The sequence below is a fragment of the Poseidonocella sp. HB161398 genome (assembly GCF_005870025.1).
Classification (GTDB): Bacteria; Pseudomonadota; Alphaproteobacteria; order Rhodobacterales; family Rhodobacteraceae; genus Mangrovicoccus.
In genome coordinates this window covers 76,278-92,515 of record NZ_VATA01000020.1, presented here as the reverse complement: position 1 = coordinate 92,515, position 16,238 = coordinate 76,278, and the positions used below count along the sequence as shown (strand labels likewise).

Here is a 16,238-nt window from a genome sequence, read left to right as displayed (position 1 = left end):
CCGTTCGCGGAAACGGCATTTCCGCGGCCCGGATCCGGGGTTCATCTGGATCGGCTGAGCGCCGGTTTTCTCTTCGTGGACAGACCCTAGGACCGGCCGCCGCGCCGCCGGTAGAACCATTTTGGGATTAAAAGGGGGGGCCACTTGGCCCGCCGGTCCGCTTTGGCTTGAGCTTCGCGGCGCCCGGGATACCGTGTCTGCGGGGAGGGAAGACCGCGCAGGGCCGCCGCGCCGCAAGCCAGGAAGCCAGATGCCCAAGACCATCCATGCCGGATTGCAGCTGCCGGTCGATCTCGACCGCGACGGCGACGTCCCCCTCTACCGCCAGATCCTCGACCAGCTGCGCGACGCGATCCTCAGCGGGCGGCTGGCCAATGGCGCGCGGATGCCTTCGACCCGCATCTTCGCGGCCGAGCTGAACGTCTCGCGCAATACCGTCATCCAGGTCTTCGAGCTGCTCAAGGACGAGGGGCTGCTCGGCGGCCAGACCGGCGCGGGCACCTTCGTCACCGCCGCCGAGATGCCGCCCGCCCGGCTTCCCCTACCGCAGGCGGGGCCCGGCCTGCCCTTCCGCTCGCTCTCGCGGCGCGGCAAGAACCTGGTGGCCTCCGCCACCGCCGCCTTCCCCGAGAAGCCGACCCCCTTCATGCCGGACCAGCCGGATCTGCGCGAATTCCCGATCAAGACCTGGATGCGCATCCTCAACGAGACCTCCGGCCGTCTGACCGGGCAGATCCTGGCCGAGACCTCCTCGGCCGGCTACGGCCCGCTGCGCCAGGCCATCGCCCAGCACCTCAATGCCGCGCGCGGCATGAACTGCGAGGCCGGGCAGGTCATCATCACCACCGGCACCCAGCAGGGGCTGGACCTGGTCTGCCGCATGCTGCTCGATCCCGGCGATCCGGTCTGGCTGGAGGATCCGGGCTATATCGGCGCGCATTCCGCGATCCGCGCCAATGGCGGCCATCTCTACCCGGTGCCGGTCGACAGGAACGGCATCGACGTCACCCGCGTGCTCGACCGCCATCCGGTGCCGCGGATGATCTTCTGCTCGCCCTCCTGCCACTATCCCTGGGGCGCGCCGATGCCGATGGAGCGCCGCCGCGAGCTGGTCGCCGTCGCCGACCGCTGCGGCGCCTGGATCGTCGAGGACGATTACGACTACGAGTTCAACTACGACGGCGAGCAGTGCCCGGCGCTCTTCGCGCTCAATCCCGGCAACCGCACCATCCACATGGGGACCTTCTCGAAGATCCTGCTGCCCTCCTTCCGGCTGGGCTACATCGTGGTGCCGAAGGACTTCGCCGGGGCCTTCGCCCGCGCCCGCGGGGTGGTCGACCGCCATTCCTCGCTGATCGAGCAGATGGTGCTGTCCGAGGTGATGCATCGCGGGCTCTTCGTGTCGCATATCCGCAAGATGAAGAAGCTCTACCGCCACCGCCGGACGCTGCTGCGCGAGGGGCTGGCCGGGCTCTTCGGCTGCGAGCCCTGGGGCAGCTCGGGGCAGAGCGGCACCAACCTTCTCCTGCCCTTCCGCGAGGGCTGCAACGATGTCGCCGTCTCCCGCGAGCTGGCCCGCAAGGGGCTGATGGTGCGGCCGCTCTCGCCCTATTTCGTCTCGAAGGAGCGCGCCTCCGGGCTGATCCTCGGCTTCTCCGCCTTCCGCGACGCCGAGATCGCGCGCGGGCTCGGCCATGTGGAGGACAGCCTGCCGCTCTTCGCGCGCAACCTTGCGGGGGCGGCCGTGCCCGGTCGCGGCGCGGAAGCGTGATGATTCGCCCTCTGGCACCTCCGGCGCGATTGGGCTATCACTTTTCCCCGAGACAGAAGGAGCTGGTTTCTTGGACGGACAGGGCCGCGGGCGTCTGACACGCGACGGTATCAGAATTCACGAACCCGCCGATTTCGCCGGGATGCACAAGGCCGGCCGGCTGGCCGCCGAAATCCTCGACGCGGTCGCGCCGCTGATCGTGCCGGGGGCCACCACCGCAGCGATCGACCAGGCCATCACCGACCATATCGACGCCTCCGAGGGCGTGTCGGCGACGATCGGCTACAAGGGCTACCAGCACGCAAGCTGCATCTCGGTCAATCACGTGGTCTGCCACGGGATCCCGAGCCCGAAGGTCCTGAAGGACGGCGACATCCTGAATATCGACGTCACCGTCATCGTCGACGGCTGGTACGGCGATACCAGCCGGATGTACGTGGCCGGCAAGCTGCCCCGCAAGGCCGAGCGGCTGATCGAGGTCACGCACGACTCGCTGATGAAGGGGATCGAGGTCGTCCGGCCCGGCGCCACGTTCGGCGATATCGGCCATGCCATCCAGAGCTTCGTCGAGAGCCACCGGATGAGCGTCGTGCGCGACTTCTGCGGCCACGGTCTGGGCCGGGTGTTCCACGCCCCGCCGAACGTGCTGCATTACGGCCGCGCGGGCAGCGGCCCGGTGCTGGAGGAAGGCATGTTCTTCACCATCGAGCCGATGGTCAATCTCGGCCGTCCCGAGACCAAGATCCTGCCCGATGACTGGACGGCCGTGACCCGCGACCGCTCGCTCTCGGCGCAGTTCGAGCATTCCATCGGCGTCACCGCGAATGGCTGCGAGATCTTCACCCTGTCGCCCGCGGGCAAGTTCCACCCGACCTACGGCTGATCCCGGCGGCGCAGCAGCGCCAGCCCGGCCCAGGCGGTGCCCAGCAGCACCGCCGGCAGCGGCAGCGGCACTTCGGCGCCGTAGAACACCCCGCCCGCCCCCGAGAGCAGCGTCCGCGCCGCCTCCGACTGCAGCGCGGTCCAGGCGCCGATATCGCCATAGTCCGAATCCGTCAATCCGTCGGTGGCGAGACTGCCGGTCGCCACGCCGCTGACCAGCCAGGATCCCTCGCGCAGCAACAGCAGCGGCCCGCCGCTGTCCCCCGGAGCGATCAGCCCCTCATGCAGCAGCGGATCGGGCTGGCTCGGCAGGCCCAGCGGGTCGAGCAGCGTGTTCGACATCCCCGCCTCGTCGTCGAAATCCGCCAGCAGCAGCTCGAAATCGCCGCTTGGCGAGGCCGTGGCCGCGTCGAGCATGTTGAGCGCGAAGCCGCGATGCCCGCTATCGGGCCCCAGCGCGGCGCCGGTGCTGCCCGTGCCGTAGAGCCCCCAGCCGACCATCGCGAAGGCCTCGGCATAGAGCGGGCCGGAATGCAGCAGCAGCGGGTCGATGCCGGTCACCGGCGAGGAAAGCGTGAAGACCGCCAGGTCGGTGCCGTTGAAATACTCCGCCGGGCTGCCCGGATCCGGCGCCAGGGTGGCGATCGAGGAGACGCCGTAGCCCGTGGAGATCCCGGCCGAGGCGAAGCGCGCCGTCCAGTCGCCCGCCAGCGCCGCATCCGCGCAGTGCCGGGCCGTCAGCACCGACACAGCCGAGATCAGCGTGCCCGAGCAGACGCCGCCCGTGCCGGTCTCCAGCCGCGCGACCGCGTCGAACTCCGCCTGCGCGCCGAGCAGGGCCGAAAGCGCCAGCGGCGTCGCCGATCCGCCGAAACTGTCGCTGACCACCACGGCGCCCGCCGGGGCCGCGGCGACGATGACTGCGGCCGCCAGGCCGGGGAGAACGCGCATCTTCGGGCTCCTTCACCGCAAACGGGCCGGACCCCGGCCCTGTCGATGCGCAATGGCTTTGCCGAAAATTAGTTAACACTGCATGAAAACAATCGCGGCGCGGGGGTCAGGCGCCCTCCAGCGCCTCCAGGAAGGTGACATGGGTGTCGCCGTAGCGGCGCTGCTCCAGCAGCGCGAAGCCCCCGGGCGCGTCCTGCGGGGCGCTCTCTTCCCAGACGACCAGCGCGCCGGGCGCGATCCAGCCCCCGGCCCGCGCCGCCTCCAGCGCCCGCGCCCCCAGATCCCGGCCATAGGGCGGATCGAGAAAGACCAGCCCCGCGGCGATCTCCGCCGGGCCGAGCTTCGTGGCATCGCGCGCCGCCAGCCGTCCCGGCGCGCCGAGCAGCTTCAGGTTGGCGCGGATCAGCTTCTGCCCGGCGCGGCCGCTCTCGACGAAGACCGCCTCGCGCGCCCCGCGGCTGAGCGCCTCGAGCCCCAGCGCCCCGGTCCCGGCAAAGAGGTCGAGCACCGCCGCCCCCTCGACCGGATCGCCGAAGCGGCCGCCCGAGATGACGTTGAACAGGCTTTCGCGCACCCGGTCGGTGGTGGGGCGCAGCTGGTGCGCCGGGTCGCCCTTGCCCACCGGGGTCAGGGCGCGGCCGCGCCAGCGTCCGGCAATGATGCGCATCGAGATCACCTTTCGTCGCGGCGCCCGCAGAGGACTCTGGCGCGGGCGCTGGGAGCCCCTATAACTGTCCGCGGACAGGACGCAAACATGAGAAGGATGCGCACCATGACCATCGAAGCCGGACAGGCCCTGCCCGGGGGCACGCTCGTCAAACTGGGGGAGGCCGGCCCCGAAGCCGTGGATGTCGGCACGCTGACCAAGGGCCGCAAGGTGGTGATCTTCGCCGTGCCGGGCGCCTACACGCCGACCTGCAGCTCGGCGCATGTGCCCTCCTTCATCCGCACCAAGGACGGGTTCGCCGAGAAGGGCGTGGACGAGATCATCTGCGTCTCGGTCAACGACCCGTTCGTGATGAAGGCCTGGGGCGAGGCGACCGGCGCGACCGAAGCCGGGATCTCCATGCTGGGCGATGCCGATGGCAGCTTCACCAAGGCGCTGGGGCTGGACTTCACCGCACCGCCCGCGGGCCTGATCGGCCGCTCGAAGCGCTATGCGATGCTGGTCGAGGACGGGGTCGTCACCACGCTCCATCTCGAGGAAAGCCCCGGCACCTGCGAGATTTCGGCGGGTGAAGGGCTGCTGGCCGCGATGTGAGCCAAAGGGGCGCCCGCGGGCGCCCCGGACAGGGCTGCCCGGCGGCTGACGGACTCGCCGGGCAGCTCCGGAACCGGGCGGGGAAGCACCGGTTCCGGGAAGGCGGCCCGCGCCGGGCCGCAGAGACCGTCACTCCGCCGGGAAGGGAAGGGTCGCAGGGCGGAGCAGCGGTCCTATTTCGCGGTGATGACCGTCATCACCAGGTCCCCGCCGGGCTTGATCGGCCCGTCCTCGGCCGCGCCCAGCGTGTATTCGAAGCCGCCCGCCTGCATGCCGCCGGCCTCGGAATGGACCATCAGCATCAGCATCTCGCCGGGCATCACCGGTTCGGTCAGGATGGCCGCGACATCGTCGGTCTCGCCGCCGCGCAGCGGCGCGTAGCCGACGACCGGACCCGGCTTCATGGCGGCATCCGTGCGGTGGACGACCAGCCATCCGTTTTCCGGCGCGACCACGCTGGCGGCGCTGACCACGCCATTGGCGACGCTCTGGTCCGCGGCCGTGACGCTCGCGGCCATCCCGTGGGTCTCGGCAAAGGCGGCGGGAGCGGCAAGCAGCAGCGCGGCGGCGGCGGCGGTGAATTTCAGCATCGGTGGTCTCCTCGTTTGCAGCGCCGTGGCGCCGTTACGTGCAAAGGTACGGAGAGGCGGATGCAGACGGATGCAGGCTCACGGAGGCGTGATCCGAAATATGCGCATCCGGCACCTTCGGGCCGTCAGGGCCGCAGCAGGTCCAGCAATGCGCCATGCTCCCTCCGCGCGGCCGCCAGATGCCCCTCGAAGTCCCTGTCCGCCCGCTCCTGCAGGCTCAGATCGGGATGCTGGTGCCGTCCGTATCCGCCGAGATACTTCAGCCTGGAGAGGAGACGCCCTCCGGCATCGGCATGATCCAGCATATCGCCTGCCTTCAAAGCGTACGCCCCGCTCGGCACATCCGCGGGCAGACGCTTGCGCCCTGAGGCTTCGATCAGGTTATGGGCAAGCACCTCGTCCCGGTAGAGCGAAACAGCGAGGCCGGACGCCTGCCCGGCCCAAGCCCCGCAGTCACGGCACCAGCACCGATACTCCATCTCGAGGCCTTGCTCGCGCCATCGGTCGAGGCGGCCGCACTTTCTCTTGAACGTTGCCAGCGAAATTGCGTCTCTGGCAGTATCCGTCAGGCGCGCAAGGCAAAGCAGAAGGGACTCCCGGCAGGTCCGGAAAGTATTGCGGATCGAGGAGTATTCCGGCCCGGTCTAATCTGCGCCAAGCAGGTAGGCCCGGCTCCGGAATTCCCGGAGGAAGCCCAGGTCCACCACCAGCGCTTCATAGTCCCGCAACAGCCGGGCAAGGTGCTGGCTGTATGTAGTGCCCTGGCTCATGATCCCCGCTCCCTCTCCGGTTCGAACCTGCCTGTCTCCGGAACGCCGGTTGCCCCCTACATCTCCGTGCTCAGCACATAGACCGCACTGGCCCAGAAGGGCAGGATCACCAGGAAGCACAGATAGGCCAGCCGCGCGAGGCGCAGCTTGGTGCGGGCGATGCAGGCGCTGACATGGCAGGTCCGCGCAAGGTCGCGCAGATAGGCCTCTTCGTCCACCGCCAGCGCCGCTTCGGCATAGGCCTCGCGGTCCTGCGCGGCGATGTCGCCGAAGAACAGCAGCGACCCCGCCCCGGGGCGGAAGCGCGGAAAGACCGCCAGGCCGATCACCGTGAAGAGAAGGATCATCGGCACCAAGTTCAGCTTCAGCAGGAGAACCGAGATGCCGCTGGGATGCGAGGCCCGCAGGAGCGCCGCGAGGACGCCCACCATGGCCGTGGCGGTGGGAACGAGAAAGGCGACCTTCAGATCGGCCGCCCTTATCAGTTCCGATTGCCGCGCGAGGTTCTTTTCCAGGAACTCCGCACGGCTGAAGGACATGTCAGTCGTCCATCTTGAGCGCCGAGATGAAGGCTTCCTGCGGAATCTCCACCTTGCCGAACTGGCGCATCTTCTTCTTGCCGGCCTTCTGCTTCTCCAGAAGCTTCTTCTTCCGGGTGGCGTCGCCGCCATAGCACTTGGCCGTCACGTCCTTGCGCAGCGCCGACAGGGTCTCGCGCGCGATCACCTTGCCGCCGATCGCCGCCTGGATCGGGATCTTGAACATGTGCCGCGGGATCAGGTCCTTGAGCTTCTCGCACATCGCCCGGCCGCGCATCTCCGCCCGGTCGCGGTGGACCATCATGGACAGCGCGTCGACCGGCTCGTCATTGACGAGGATCTGCATCTTCACGAGGTTGTCCTCGCGGTAGCCCTCCATCTGGTAGTCGAAGGAGGCATAGCCCTTGGTCACCGATTTCAGCCGGTCGTAGAAGTCGAAGACCACCTCGTTGAGCGGCAGGTCGTAGACCACCATCGCGCGGGAGCCCGCATAGGTCAGGTCGAGCTGGATGCCGCGGCGGTCCTGGCACAGCTTCAGCACGTCGCCCAGGTACTCGTCCGGCACCATGATCGTCGCCTTGATCCGCGGCTCCTCGATATGGTCGACATAGGTCAGGTCGGGCATGTCGGCGGGGTTGTGCAGGTCCTCCTGCGTCCCGTCCTTCATGAAGAGGTGGTAGACCACCGAGGGCGCGGTCGTGATCAGCTCGATGTCGTATTCGCGCTCCAGCCGGTCGCGGATCACCTCGAGATGCAGCAGCCCGAGGAAGCCGCAGCGGAAGCCGAAGCCGAGCGCCGCCGAGGTCTCCATCTCGTAGGAGAAGGAGGCGTCGTTCAGCGCCAGTTTCTCGATCGCGTCGCGCAGGTCGTCGAATTCGGCCGAGTCGACCGGGAAGAGGCCGCAGAACACGACCGGCACGGACGGCTTGAAGCCCGGCAGCGGCTTGTCCGCGCCCTTCTTCTCATGGGTGATCGTGTCGCCGACGCGGGTGTCGCGCACCTGCTTGATCGAGGCGGTGAAGAAGCCGATCTCGCCCGGGCCCAGCTCGTCCACGGTCTGCATCGCCGGACGGAACACGCCGAGGCGCTCCACCGGGTACTTGCCGCCGGTGCCCATCATGACGATGCGGTCGCCCTTCCTGATCACGCCGTCCATGACGCGGATCAGGACGACCACGCCCAGATAGGCGTCGTACCAGCTGTCGACCAGCATGGCCTTCAGCGGGGCGTTGCGGTCGCCGGTCGGCGCGGGCAGGCGGTGGACGATGGCCTCCAGCGTCTCCTTGATGCCGATGCCGGTCTTGGCCGAGACCTGCAGCGCGTTCGATGCATCGATGCCGATCACGTCCTCGATCTGCTCGGCGACGCGTTCGCAGTCGGCGGCGGGCAGGTCGATCTTGTTCAGCACCGGGACGATCTCGTGATCCGCCTCGATCGCCTGGTAGACATTGGCGAGGGTCTGCGCCTCGACGCCCTGGGTCGAGTCGACGACCAGCAGCGAGCCCTCGACCGCGCGCATCGAGCGCGAGACCTCGTAGGCGAAGTCGACATGCCCGGGCGTGTCGATCAGGTTCAGCACGTAGTGCTCGCCGTCATCCGCCACATACTCGATGCGCACGGTGTTGGCCTTGATGGTGATGCCGCGTTCCCGCTCGATATCCATGGCGTCGAGCAGCTGTTCCTTCATCTCCCGTTCCGACACCGTATTGGTGGACTGGATCAGGCGATCGGCCAGCGTGGACTTGCCGTGGTCGATATGGGCAACGATGGAGAAGTTTCGGATGCGGGAAAGCTCGGTCATGGGCTCGCATATGCAGGGATTCCGGGCGCCGTCAATGGGAATGCGCAGAAGGCCGCCCCTTGGCGGGCCGCGGGGGCGGAAATCGCCGGGTCCGGACCGCTGGCGGCCCCTCTGCGGGGCGGGCGAGCGGCACCCGCGGCGGTTGCCAGGCGGGGCCCGGTATGCAAGACGGAACAAGGTAAAGTGGTAAATGCCGCGAAACACGTCCCGTAGGTCCGCCGCGCCCGGCACCGGGACAGAGCGTCTGGGTGAGCCGCCATGAGCGCCGTGGATCCGATCGAGAAATCCTCCTCCCGCTCCGGGCACCGGAAGCGGGGCCGCCGCAAGTCCCAGGGCCGCATCAGCGGGCCGGGGCGGCTGGCGTGGTTCTCGCTCGGCCTGGCCTGCGGCGCGGGCCTGTCGGTGATGACGCTGCTCCTGCTGGCGGGCAGCACTTCGCCGGAGGGCGCCCGCCAAGCCGCCGCCCCGGCCCCCGCCGCGACTGGCGGCGGAGACACCGCCGCCCGCCAGTTCCTGATGTCGCGCATCGACGCCATCCCCGCCGCGGGCCGCCCCGGCCGGCCGGCCTGGACGCCGAGCGCGCTGGAATTCGGCCGGACCTGGTCCTGGTGCGAGCAGATCTTCGAGCCGGACGGGCAGCGGCGGGAAAGCTGCTACAGCCTCGATCCGCGCGACATCGACTACCAGCGCATCGAGGTGGAGCGCGCCGAGGCCGGGGACAGCGCGCTCTGGGCGATCGTGATGGAATGCGCGCATCGCGACTGCATCAGCCGCGACACCCGCGCGGCCGGCGCCGGAGAGGACATGCCGGACAGCTGGGATCACAGCGAGACCGTCCGGGGATACTTGTATTTCCGCGACAATGACGATGCGCTGCGCTCTCTGGTGGCGGCGCGCAAGCTATTGATTTCGCAGGGCGCGTCGGTCTCATCCTTCTGAGCGCGGCGGCATCCGTTCCGCTGGGGCAACGCTATGCGGCCCACCCGCGCAGCGAGACTTGCCCGGCGTCCGGGTTTTTCCTACGCTTGCGGCATAAGACTCAATAATATCCCGAGGCAGAGCATGTCCCCCGCAAAGACCCGCAAACTGGCCGCCGTCACGGCCAGCGCCGGCTGCATTCTTGCTGCCGCGCTCCTTCTGACCGCCCCCGCCGCCGAGGCCGCCCGCATCGAGCGCGCCTGCCTGAAATCCGACCGGTCCGCCGCCTCGGCGCCGCTGTGCAACTGCATCCAGCGCGTCGCCGACCAGATCCTGACCGGCTCGGACCAGCGGCTGGCGGCGAAGTTCTTCTCCGACCCGCAGCGGGCGCAGGACGTCCGCCAGTCCGACAGCGCCTCGCATTCCGCCTTCTGGCGGCGCTACAAGTCCTTCGGCCAGACCGCGCAGAAGGTCTGCCGCTGAGCCGCGGCGCGGGGTTTGCAGCGATGTAAGCTTCGCGCCAGGACCCGGTAAGCCGGGGCGCCTATCTCCTGTCCGGACAAGGAAGGGAGATCGGCGATGCCACGGCCCGACAGGATCACGGCCCTCGTCTTGCAGGGCGGCGGGGCGCTCGGCGCCTACCAGGCCGGTGCGGCCTGCGCGCTGGAAGAGGCCGGGCATGCCCCCGGATGGGTGGTGGGCATCTCGATCGGCGCGGTCAATGCCGCGCTGGTCTGCGGCAACCCGCCCGCGCGCCGCGCCGCAAGGCTCGCCGCCTTCTGGGAAGAGGTCTCGGCCCGGCTCCCCTCCCCGCCGGGCCCCGGCCTGCCGCTGCCCTGGCGCCTGGCCTACGAGACCGCCGCGGCGGGGCTCGTCGCCGGGGCGGGCGTTCCCGGCTTCTTCACCCCCCGCTGGCCCTGGACCGGCGCCGCCGACAGCCTCTATGACACCGCGCCCCTGCGCGCCACGCTGGAGGAGCTGGTCGATTTCGGCTGGCTGAACGCCCATGGCCCGCGGCTCTCGGTCGGGGCGGTCGACATCGAAACCGGGAATTTCGCCTATTTCGACAGCGCCCGCGAAAAGATCGGCCCGCAGCACATCATGGCCTCGGGCGCGATCCCGCCGGGCTTTCCGCCGGTCGCGGTCGACGGCCGGCTCTGGTGGGATGGCGGGCTGGTCTCGAACACGCCGCTGCAGTACCTGCTCGACAGCCTCGGCGAGACGCCTGCCACGGTGTTCCAGATCGACCTCTTCTCCGCACGCGGCACCGTGCCCGCGACCCTCGCGGAGGTGGAGAGCCGCCGCAAGGACATCCAGTTCTCCAGCCGCACGCGGCTGACCACCGACCGCTACCGCGAGCTCCACCGCCTGGCCGCGGCGGCAAGGCGGCTGCGCGGCCGCCTGCCCGCCGAACTGCAGGACGATCCGGACCTGGCCCGGCTCTGCGGCGCGGCGTCCGAAGCGCCGGTCGACCTGGTGCATCTCATCCACCGCAAGGCCGCCTTCGAGACGGCGGCGAAGGACTACGACTTCTCGCGGCTCTCGATGCGCCAGCACTGGCAGTCGGGCACGGACGATGTCGCCCGCTCGCTGGCCGATCCGCGCTGGACCGGCCGCGGCGGCCACCGCGCCGGGCTCCGGGTCTTCGACCTGACCGCCCCGGCCGCGCACGGGACGGCCGGCGCATGAGCGCGCCCGCACATTTGCTTTACCCGCGCCGCGAGGACGGAACGGGCGCAGGAGGGCGGGCGTTTCCCCGCCAGACCGGATCACCACAGGAGGCCGCGGCCGCGCGCCCGGCCCCGCAACGGAAGGAGACCGACATGACTACCCTCAAGGACAAGGTCTGCATCGTCACCGGCGCCGCCTCGGGCATCGGCAAGGCCATCGCCATGCGCTACGCCGCCGACGGCGCCAAGGTCGTGATCGCCGACCTCAAGATCGACGCCGCCCGCGCCACCGCGCGCGAGATCGAGGCCGCCACCCCGGGCGAGGCCATGGCCGTGGAGATGGACGTCACCGACGAGGACATGGTGAATGCGGGCATCCGCAAGGTCGCCGACAGCTGGGGCCGGATCGACGTGCTGGTCTCCAATGCCGGCATCCAGATCGTCCACCGGCTGGAGGATTTCGCCTATTCCGAGTGGAAGAAGCTGCTGTCGATCCATCTCGACGGCGCCTTCCTGACCTCGAAGGCGGTGATCCCGCACATGAAGCGCCAGGGCGGCGGCACGATCCTGTTCATGGGCTCGGTGCATTCCAAGGAGGCCTCGGCGCTCAAGGCGCCCTATGTCACCGCCAAGCACGGGCTTCTCGGCCTTGCCCGCGTCATCGCCAAGGAGGGCGGCGAGCACGGCATCCGCACCAACGTGATCTGCCCCGGCTTCGTCAAGACGCCGCTGGTGGAGAAGCAGATCCCCGAGCAGGCCGCCGATCTGGGCATTTCCGAGGGCGAGGTGATCTCCAAGGTGATGCTGGGCGAGACCGTCGACACCGAGTTCACCACGGTCGAGGACATCGCGGCGGTGGCGCATTTCTTCGCCGCCTTCCCCAGCAATGCGCTGACCGGCCAGTCGCTGGTCGCGAGCCATGGCTGGTACATGAACTGAGCTGACGGCATCTGGCCGGACGGGGCCGGGAAAGGGGCGGGCGCGCGGGGCGTCCGCCCCTTTCGCATGCCGCCCCATTTCCGCCCCGAAATGGCCCGCAGAACGCCCCGCCGCGTCCCTCCTGCCGCCATGTCCCGGGGCTAGACCAGCCCCGTCGCAACTGAGCGAGCAAAGGTCCCGGGGCCGAGCATTCACAGCCCCCACACCGCGGAGCGCCGGGACCTCAAACCTCTCCCCCAGACATCGCTTCCCATCGCAGACCGGCGCGCGGCCACGCCTGCTTGCGGTCCTGCCCCATTTCCGCCCCGAAATCACCCGTGAAGCGCCGTGCGACCTCCCTGCTGCCGCCACGGGCCGGGGCTAGAACACTCCCATCGCAACTGAGCGAGCAAAGGTCCCGGGGCCGAGCATTCACAGCCCCCACACCGCGGAGCGCCGGGACCTCAAACCTCTCCAGACATCGCCAGGTCAGCCGCCGTCGCGCAACCGGTGCTCCAGCGCGCGCGCCGTGGCGGCGAAGTCGCGCTCCTTTTCCAGCCGTGCCGCGGCCGAGGCCTGTTCCAGCGCCTCCGCCAGGCCGATCAGCGGCGCCACCGCCGCGTCCTGCACCGTGCCGCCGCGCAGGCGCAGGCCGGCCGCCGCCTGGCTCAGCGCGCGGGCGAGCTGGCGCTCGCGGCGGGTCTCGGCCTCGGGCAGATCGGCGCGGGACAGCGCCGAGAGATGCCGGGCAATGCGCAGGAGCGGCTCGCGCGCGCCGTCCTCGCTGCGCCGCGCCAGCTTGCGCAACTCGTCCACGGCCTCGGCGAATTCCGGCACGGCAGGCGGCGGGGCCAGAACGGCCGCACCGGCGGGGGCCGCCGGACCGCGCCATTCCGTCCGCCGCAGCGCATATCCCGCCGCCCCGGCCAGCAGCAGCGCCAGCGCGAAGGTCGCGACCGTCGAAATCACCGCGTGGAGCGCAAGCGCCGCCACCAGAATGGCGGCCGGAAGGGCCGCGCGCCTCGGAAGAACCATGCCCGGCCTCCTGCCCCGTTCCGGATATCCGTCCCCCAGACTAGGGACAGCACGGCCGGATTTCCAGAGACGGAATCGTGAACATCCGACCGGCCGCCGGCATGAAAAAAGCCCCGCGGCGATGCGCGGGGCCAGTCTTGCCACCTGAGAGAGAATGAGGGCGCCGGGTCAGTTGACCGCGGTCGCGGGCTGGGCCGGCTGGCCGGGCAGCGCCTCCTGCATGCCGCCCACGGTACCGGCCGCGGAGGATTGCTGCACCGAGCCGTCGCCCTGGCGCGGGATCGCGTCGATCGTCCAGCCCTGGACCACCACCCCGTCCTCGAGCGCTGCCAGAGAGGTCTCGGCCGAGGCGGTGTCGCCCGTGCCGATCGCCTTCTGCGCGTCGGAGATATGCGCCGCCGTGGCGTCGAGCGGCATCATCGCGGCGATCACCCGCATGTCGAGCTCGGCCATGCGCAGCGTCTCCAGCGCCTTGTCGGGCTCGTTGGCCTGCATCTGCGCCCCGGCCTCGCTGATCGCCTTGTTCGAGGCCTCGTCGGGCACGAAAGTCTCGCCATAGCCGATCTGGACATCGACCGGCAGCAGGACCGGCTCGTCCGAGCCGCTGCTGGTATCGGCCACCAGCATCTGGTGCAGGTCGCCCTTGGCGCTGTCCAGCGCCGTCCCGGCATCGTCCAGCAGCTTGGCCGCCGCGTCGGTCTGGCCGTCATAGAGCTCGGCCCGTGCCTGGTGCACCTTGCTGAGCACCGAGAGCCCCTCGTCGGAGACCTTCAGGAACTCGTCCTGCGTGGCGTAATCCGCATCGGGCTTGGCCGACTGGGACTGGGCCGGCTGGGCCTGGGACTGGTCGGCCGTTTTCGCATTCTCGGCCGCCACGGCGATGGTCGCCATCGGCGAAGCCAGGATCGCGGTGGACGCCACGAGGATGGCGACTTTCCGGCCGAATTTCGAACGCTGTGCCATGCTGTCCTCCATGGGTTGTCTTGGTCACAGGGAGGAGATGGGGCGCGGCCCTTACCGCCGAATGCGCCGGAGTTTACATGTCTGCAAGCTTTGCCGGAAAGATCACCTCGACCCTGAGGCCGGGCCCGTTGCCGCCGAGGCGCAGCTCCGCGCCATGGCGCTCGGCGGCAGCGCGCACGAAGGTCAGGCCCAGCCCGGTGCCCTCGCCCGCCCCCTCCAGCCGCACGAAGGGGTCGAGCACGCGGGCCCGCTCCGCCTCGGGGATGCCCGGACCGTCATCGGCGCAGGCGAGGACCGCGCGGCCGTCGCGCATCGCCGCAGACAGCCGGATGGAGGCGCCCGGCCCGGCATGGGCGACGGCATTGGCCGCCAGATTGGCCGCAAGCTGGGTCAGCAGCACCGGATCCCCGGCGGTCCAGGCATGGCCCTCGGCGCAGAGGCTCTGCCCCGCCGCCTCGGCCGCCGCACCGTAGAGATCGGCCACCTCGGCGGCCACCTCGCCCAGATCGACCGGCGCGGCGGGCAGCGCCTCGCGCGCGCCCTCGAGCCGGGCGATCCGCAGGATGGCGTCGAAGATCCGCGCCAGCCCGTCGAGCTCGCCCGCCAGATCCGCCGCCGCCCCGGCGCCCGGCCCCTCGCCCACCTCGGCCAGCAGCCGCTCGGCGGTCAGCATCGCCCGCGCCAGGGGCGTGCGCAGGTCATGGGCAATGGAGGCGGCGCGGCTGCGGGCCTCTTCCATCAGGATCTCCAGCCGGTCGAGATGCAGGTTGATCTTCGCCGCCACCCGGTCGATCTGGTCCGGGTCGGCCGCCTCGGGCGCACGGGCGCCGAATTCACCGCGCGACACCCGGTCGAGCACCGCCTCGATCCGCCCCAGCGCCCGCTCGGACCGCGCCGAGAGCACCCAGCCGATGGCGATCAGCGCCGCCACCACCGCCGCGCCGACCAGCGCCAGCACCCCGGCAATGGCATGGCTGACCCGCGCCACCCCGGCGAGATCACGGCCCAGCACCACCGTATAGGGCCCTGCCCGCCCGGTCAGCAGCAGCACCCGGTCGAGCCGCTCGCCATAGACCGTGGCGACATCCTCGACGATCTTCCAGGTGGCCGTGCCGGGCGGCAGCGCGGCATTGGCGGCCACCACGCCCTCGGCATCATAGACCGCCACGACCATGTTGGCGGCGGCAAAGCGGCGCGCGAGGTCGCTGACCGTCTCGCCGAAGGCCGCGGGCTCGTTCGCGGCGGCCATTTCCTGGACGAAGGCCAGCTGCGCGGCGAGCCCGGCCTGGATATCGGACATCACCGCATGGCGCGCGGTCATCAGCACCGCGATCCCCGACAGGAACAGCACCCCGCAGAAGGCGGCGATGCCGTAGAGCGCGCCGCGGAAGGCCGCGCCCGAGGTCAGGCCGGAGGTCAGCCTAGCGCGGGCCATGCATCACGTATCCGAAATTCCGCACCGTGTGGATCAGCGGGCAGTCGAAGGGCTTGTCGATCTTGGCGCGCAGCCGGCTGACATGGGTCTCGACCACTGTCGTGCCCGGCTCGAAATTGATGTTCCACACCCGGTCGAGCAGCATCGAGCGGGTCACCACCCGCCCGGCATTGCGCATCAGCAGCTCCAGCAGCTGGTATTCGCGGGCATGCAGCTCGATCTCCTGCCCCGCGCGGGTGGCGCTATGGGCCATCAGGTCCAGCGACAGGTCATGCACCTTCAGCACCGTCTCGGGCGCGGTGCCGCCCTGGCGGCGGCCAAGCGCCTCGACCCGGGCCAGAAGCTCGGCGAAATGGAAGGGCTTGCCCAGGTAGTCATCCGCCCCGGCCCTGAACCCCTCGACCCGCTGGTCGACCTGGTCGAGCGCGGTCAGGAACAGCACCGGCATCGCCTTGCCCGCCGCGCGCAGCGCCCGGACCAGCGACAGCCCGTCGAGCCCCGGCAGCATCCGGTCGATGATCGCCACGTCGGGATCGGCGTCGAGGCAATGGGCCAGCGCCGCCTTGCCGTCGCCGAAGCGCTCTACCGCATGGCCCTCCTGCGCCAGCCCCTCGGCCACGAATTGCGCGATCTTGGCGTCGTCCTCGACCAGCAGTATCTTCATCGTCTTCCCTTCCGGCTGCCTCCCCAATCTAGGCAGTGCCCCGGCAAAGGCCAGACGCGGCCCGGCCGGA

At 70.0% G+C, this 16,238-nt stretch carries 18 protein-coding genes; 7 read left to right on the top strand and 11 right to left on the bottom strand.

The genetic code is table 11. From position 1 onward, the window contains the following. The first annotated feature begins 250 nt into the window (after positions 1–250). Both FGX59_RS17060 and map read left to right on the top strand, forming a co-directional pair. Positions 251–1,771, top strand: coding sequence for a PLP-dependent aminotransferase family protein (locus FGX59_RS17060; RefSeq protein ID WP_138468346.1), 1,521 nt, complete (start codon positions 251–253; stop codon positions 1,769–1,771). A 70-nt stretch (positions 1,772–1,841) separates the two neighbouring features. Next, on the top strand, positions 1,842–2,654 hold the full coding sequence (gene map, locus FGX59_RS17055) for a type I methionyl aminopeptidase (RefSeq protein WP_138468345.1): 813 nt from the start codon (positions 1,842–1,844) through the stop codon (positions 2,652–2,654). On the opposite strand, the gene FGX59_RS17050 is transcribed toward map, so the two are convergent. Then, positions 2,645–3,604, bottom strand: coding sequence for a trypsin-like serine protease (locus tag FGX59_RS17050; RefSeq protein ID WP_138468344.1), 960 nt, complete (start codon positions 3,602–3,604; stop codon positions 2,645–2,647). The two genes, map and FGX59_RS17050, sit on opposite strands and share 10 nt — an antisense overlap. Positions 3,605–3,710: 106 nt before the next feature. Further along, the gene (gene rsmD, locus FGX59_RS17045; protein WP_255471596.1) at positions 3,711–4,301 is read right to left on the bottom strand and encodes a 16S rRNA (guanine(966)-N(2))-methyltransferase RsmD; all 591 of its coding nucleotides are present in this window, start codon (positions 4,299–4,301) and stop codon (positions 3,711–3,713) included. A 75-nt stretch (positions 4,302–4,376) separates the two neighbouring features. Here rsmD and FGX59_RS17040 point away from each other — a divergent pair, with 75 nt between their 5' ends. Then, positions 4,377–4,865 carry a peroxiredoxin gene (locus FGX59_RS17040; protein ID WP_138468342.1) on the top strand — a complete coding sequence of 163 codons (489 nt, stop codon included), beginning with the start codon at positions 4,377–4,379 and terminating at the stop codon, positions 4,863–4,865. Positions 4,866–5,038: 173 nt separating this feature from the next. Here the strand turns inward: FGX59_RS17040 and FGX59_RS17035 are convergent, their stop codons facing one another. The 5 genes from FGX59_RS17035 to lepA all read right to left on the bottom strand — a co-directional run bounded on the left by FGX59_RS17035 (position 5,039) and on the right by lepA (position 8,565). Continuing rightward, complete coding sequence (locus FGX59_RS17035; RefSeq protein WP_138468341.1) at positions 5,039–5,455, bottom strand: hypothetical protein; 417 nt, start codon at positions 5,453–5,455, stop codon at positions 5,039–5,041. A 125-nt stretch (positions 5,456–5,580) separates the two neighbouring features. Continuing rightward, positions 5,581–5,934: a hypothetical protein gene (locus FGX59_RS17030; RefSeq protein ID WP_138468340.1), complete on the bottom strand. Its 354-nt coding sequence runs from the start codon at positions 5,932–5,934 to the stop codon at positions 5,581–5,583. A 165-nt stretch (positions 5,935–6,099) separates the two neighbouring features. Next, a complete protein-coding gene (locus FGX59_RS39320) occupies positions 6,100–6,225 on the bottom strand; it encodes a hypothetical protein (protein ID WP_255471592.1) in 126 nt (41 codons plus the stop codon). Between the two features lie 56 nt (positions 6,226–6,281). After that, entirely contained in the window at positions 6,282–6,764 is a 483-nt protein-coding gene (locus tag FGX59_RS17025; RefSeq protein ID WP_138468339.1) for a Pycsar system effector family protein, read from the bottom strand. Position 6,765: 1 nt separating this feature from the next. Then, a complete protein-coding gene (gene lepA, locus FGX59_RS17020; RefSeq protein WP_138468338.1) occupies positions 6,766–8,565 on the bottom strand; it encodes a translation elongation factor 4 in 1,800 nt (599 codons plus the stop codon). Between the two features lie 258 nt (positions 8,566–8,823). Here lepA and FGX59_RS17015 point away from each other — a divergent pair, with 258 nt between their 5' ends. The 4 genes from FGX59_RS17015 to FGX59_RS17000 all read left to right on the top strand — a co-directional run bounded on the left by FGX59_RS17015 (position 8,824) and on the right by FGX59_RS17000 (position 12,092). Continuing rightward, positions 8,824–9,504, top strand: coding sequence for a hypothetical protein (locus FGX59_RS17015; RefSeq protein ID WP_138468337.1), 681 nt, complete (start codon positions 8,824–8,826; stop codon positions 9,502–9,504). Between the two features lie 123 nt (positions 9,505–9,627). Beyond that, positions 9,628–9,966, top strand: coding sequence for a hypothetical protein (locus FGX59_RS17010; RefSeq protein ID WP_240722520.1), 339 nt, complete (start codon positions 9,628–9,630; stop codon positions 9,964–9,966). Between the two features lie 96 nt (positions 9,967–10,062). Next, a complete protein-coding gene (locus tag FGX59_RS17005; RefSeq protein WP_138468336.1) occupies positions 10,063–11,172 on the top strand; it encodes a patatin-like phospholipase family protein in 1,110 nt (369 codons plus the stop codon). A gap of 134 nt (positions 11,173–11,306) precedes the next feature. Continuing rightward, complete coding sequence (locus FGX59_RS17000) at positions 11,307–12,092, top strand: 3-hydroxybutyrate dehydrogenase (protein ID WP_138468335.1); 786 nt, start codon at positions 11,307–11,309, stop codon at positions 12,090–12,092. 468 nt (positions 12,093–12,560) lie between these two features. On the opposite strand, the gene FGX59_RS16995 is transcribed toward FGX59_RS17000, so the two are convergent. The 4 genes from FGX59_RS16995 to FGX59_RS16980 all read right to left on the bottom strand — a co-directional run bounded on the left by FGX59_RS16995 (position 12,561) and on the right by FGX59_RS16980 (position 16,168). Then, positions 12,561–13,106 carry a hypothetical protein gene (locus FGX59_RS16995; protein WP_138468334.1) on the bottom strand — a complete coding sequence of 182 codons (546 nt, stop codon included), beginning with the start codon at positions 13,104–13,106 and terminating at the stop codon, positions 12,561–12,563. Positions 13,107–13,274: 168 nt separating this feature from the next. After that, entirely contained in the window at positions 13,275–14,069 is a 795-nt protein-coding gene (locus tag FGX59_RS16990) for a YfdX family protein (RefSeq protein WP_171060680.1), read from the bottom strand. Positions 14,070–14,142: 73 nt separating this feature from the next. Further along, positions 14,143–15,504, bottom strand: coding sequence for a HAMP domain-containing sensor histidine kinase (locus tag FGX59_RS16985; protein WP_138468332.1), 1,362 nt, complete (start codon positions 15,502–15,504; stop codon positions 14,143–14,145). Continuing rightward, positions 15,491–16,168, bottom strand: a complete 678-nt coding sequence (locus tag FGX59_RS16980; RefSeq protein WP_138468331.1) for a response regulator transcription factor — start codon at positions 16,166–16,168, stop codon at positions 15,491–15,493. Before FGX59_RS16980 ends, FGX59_RS16985 begins: the two co-directional genes overlap by 14 nt. Between the last annotated feature and the right edge of the window lie 70 nt (positions 16,169–16,238).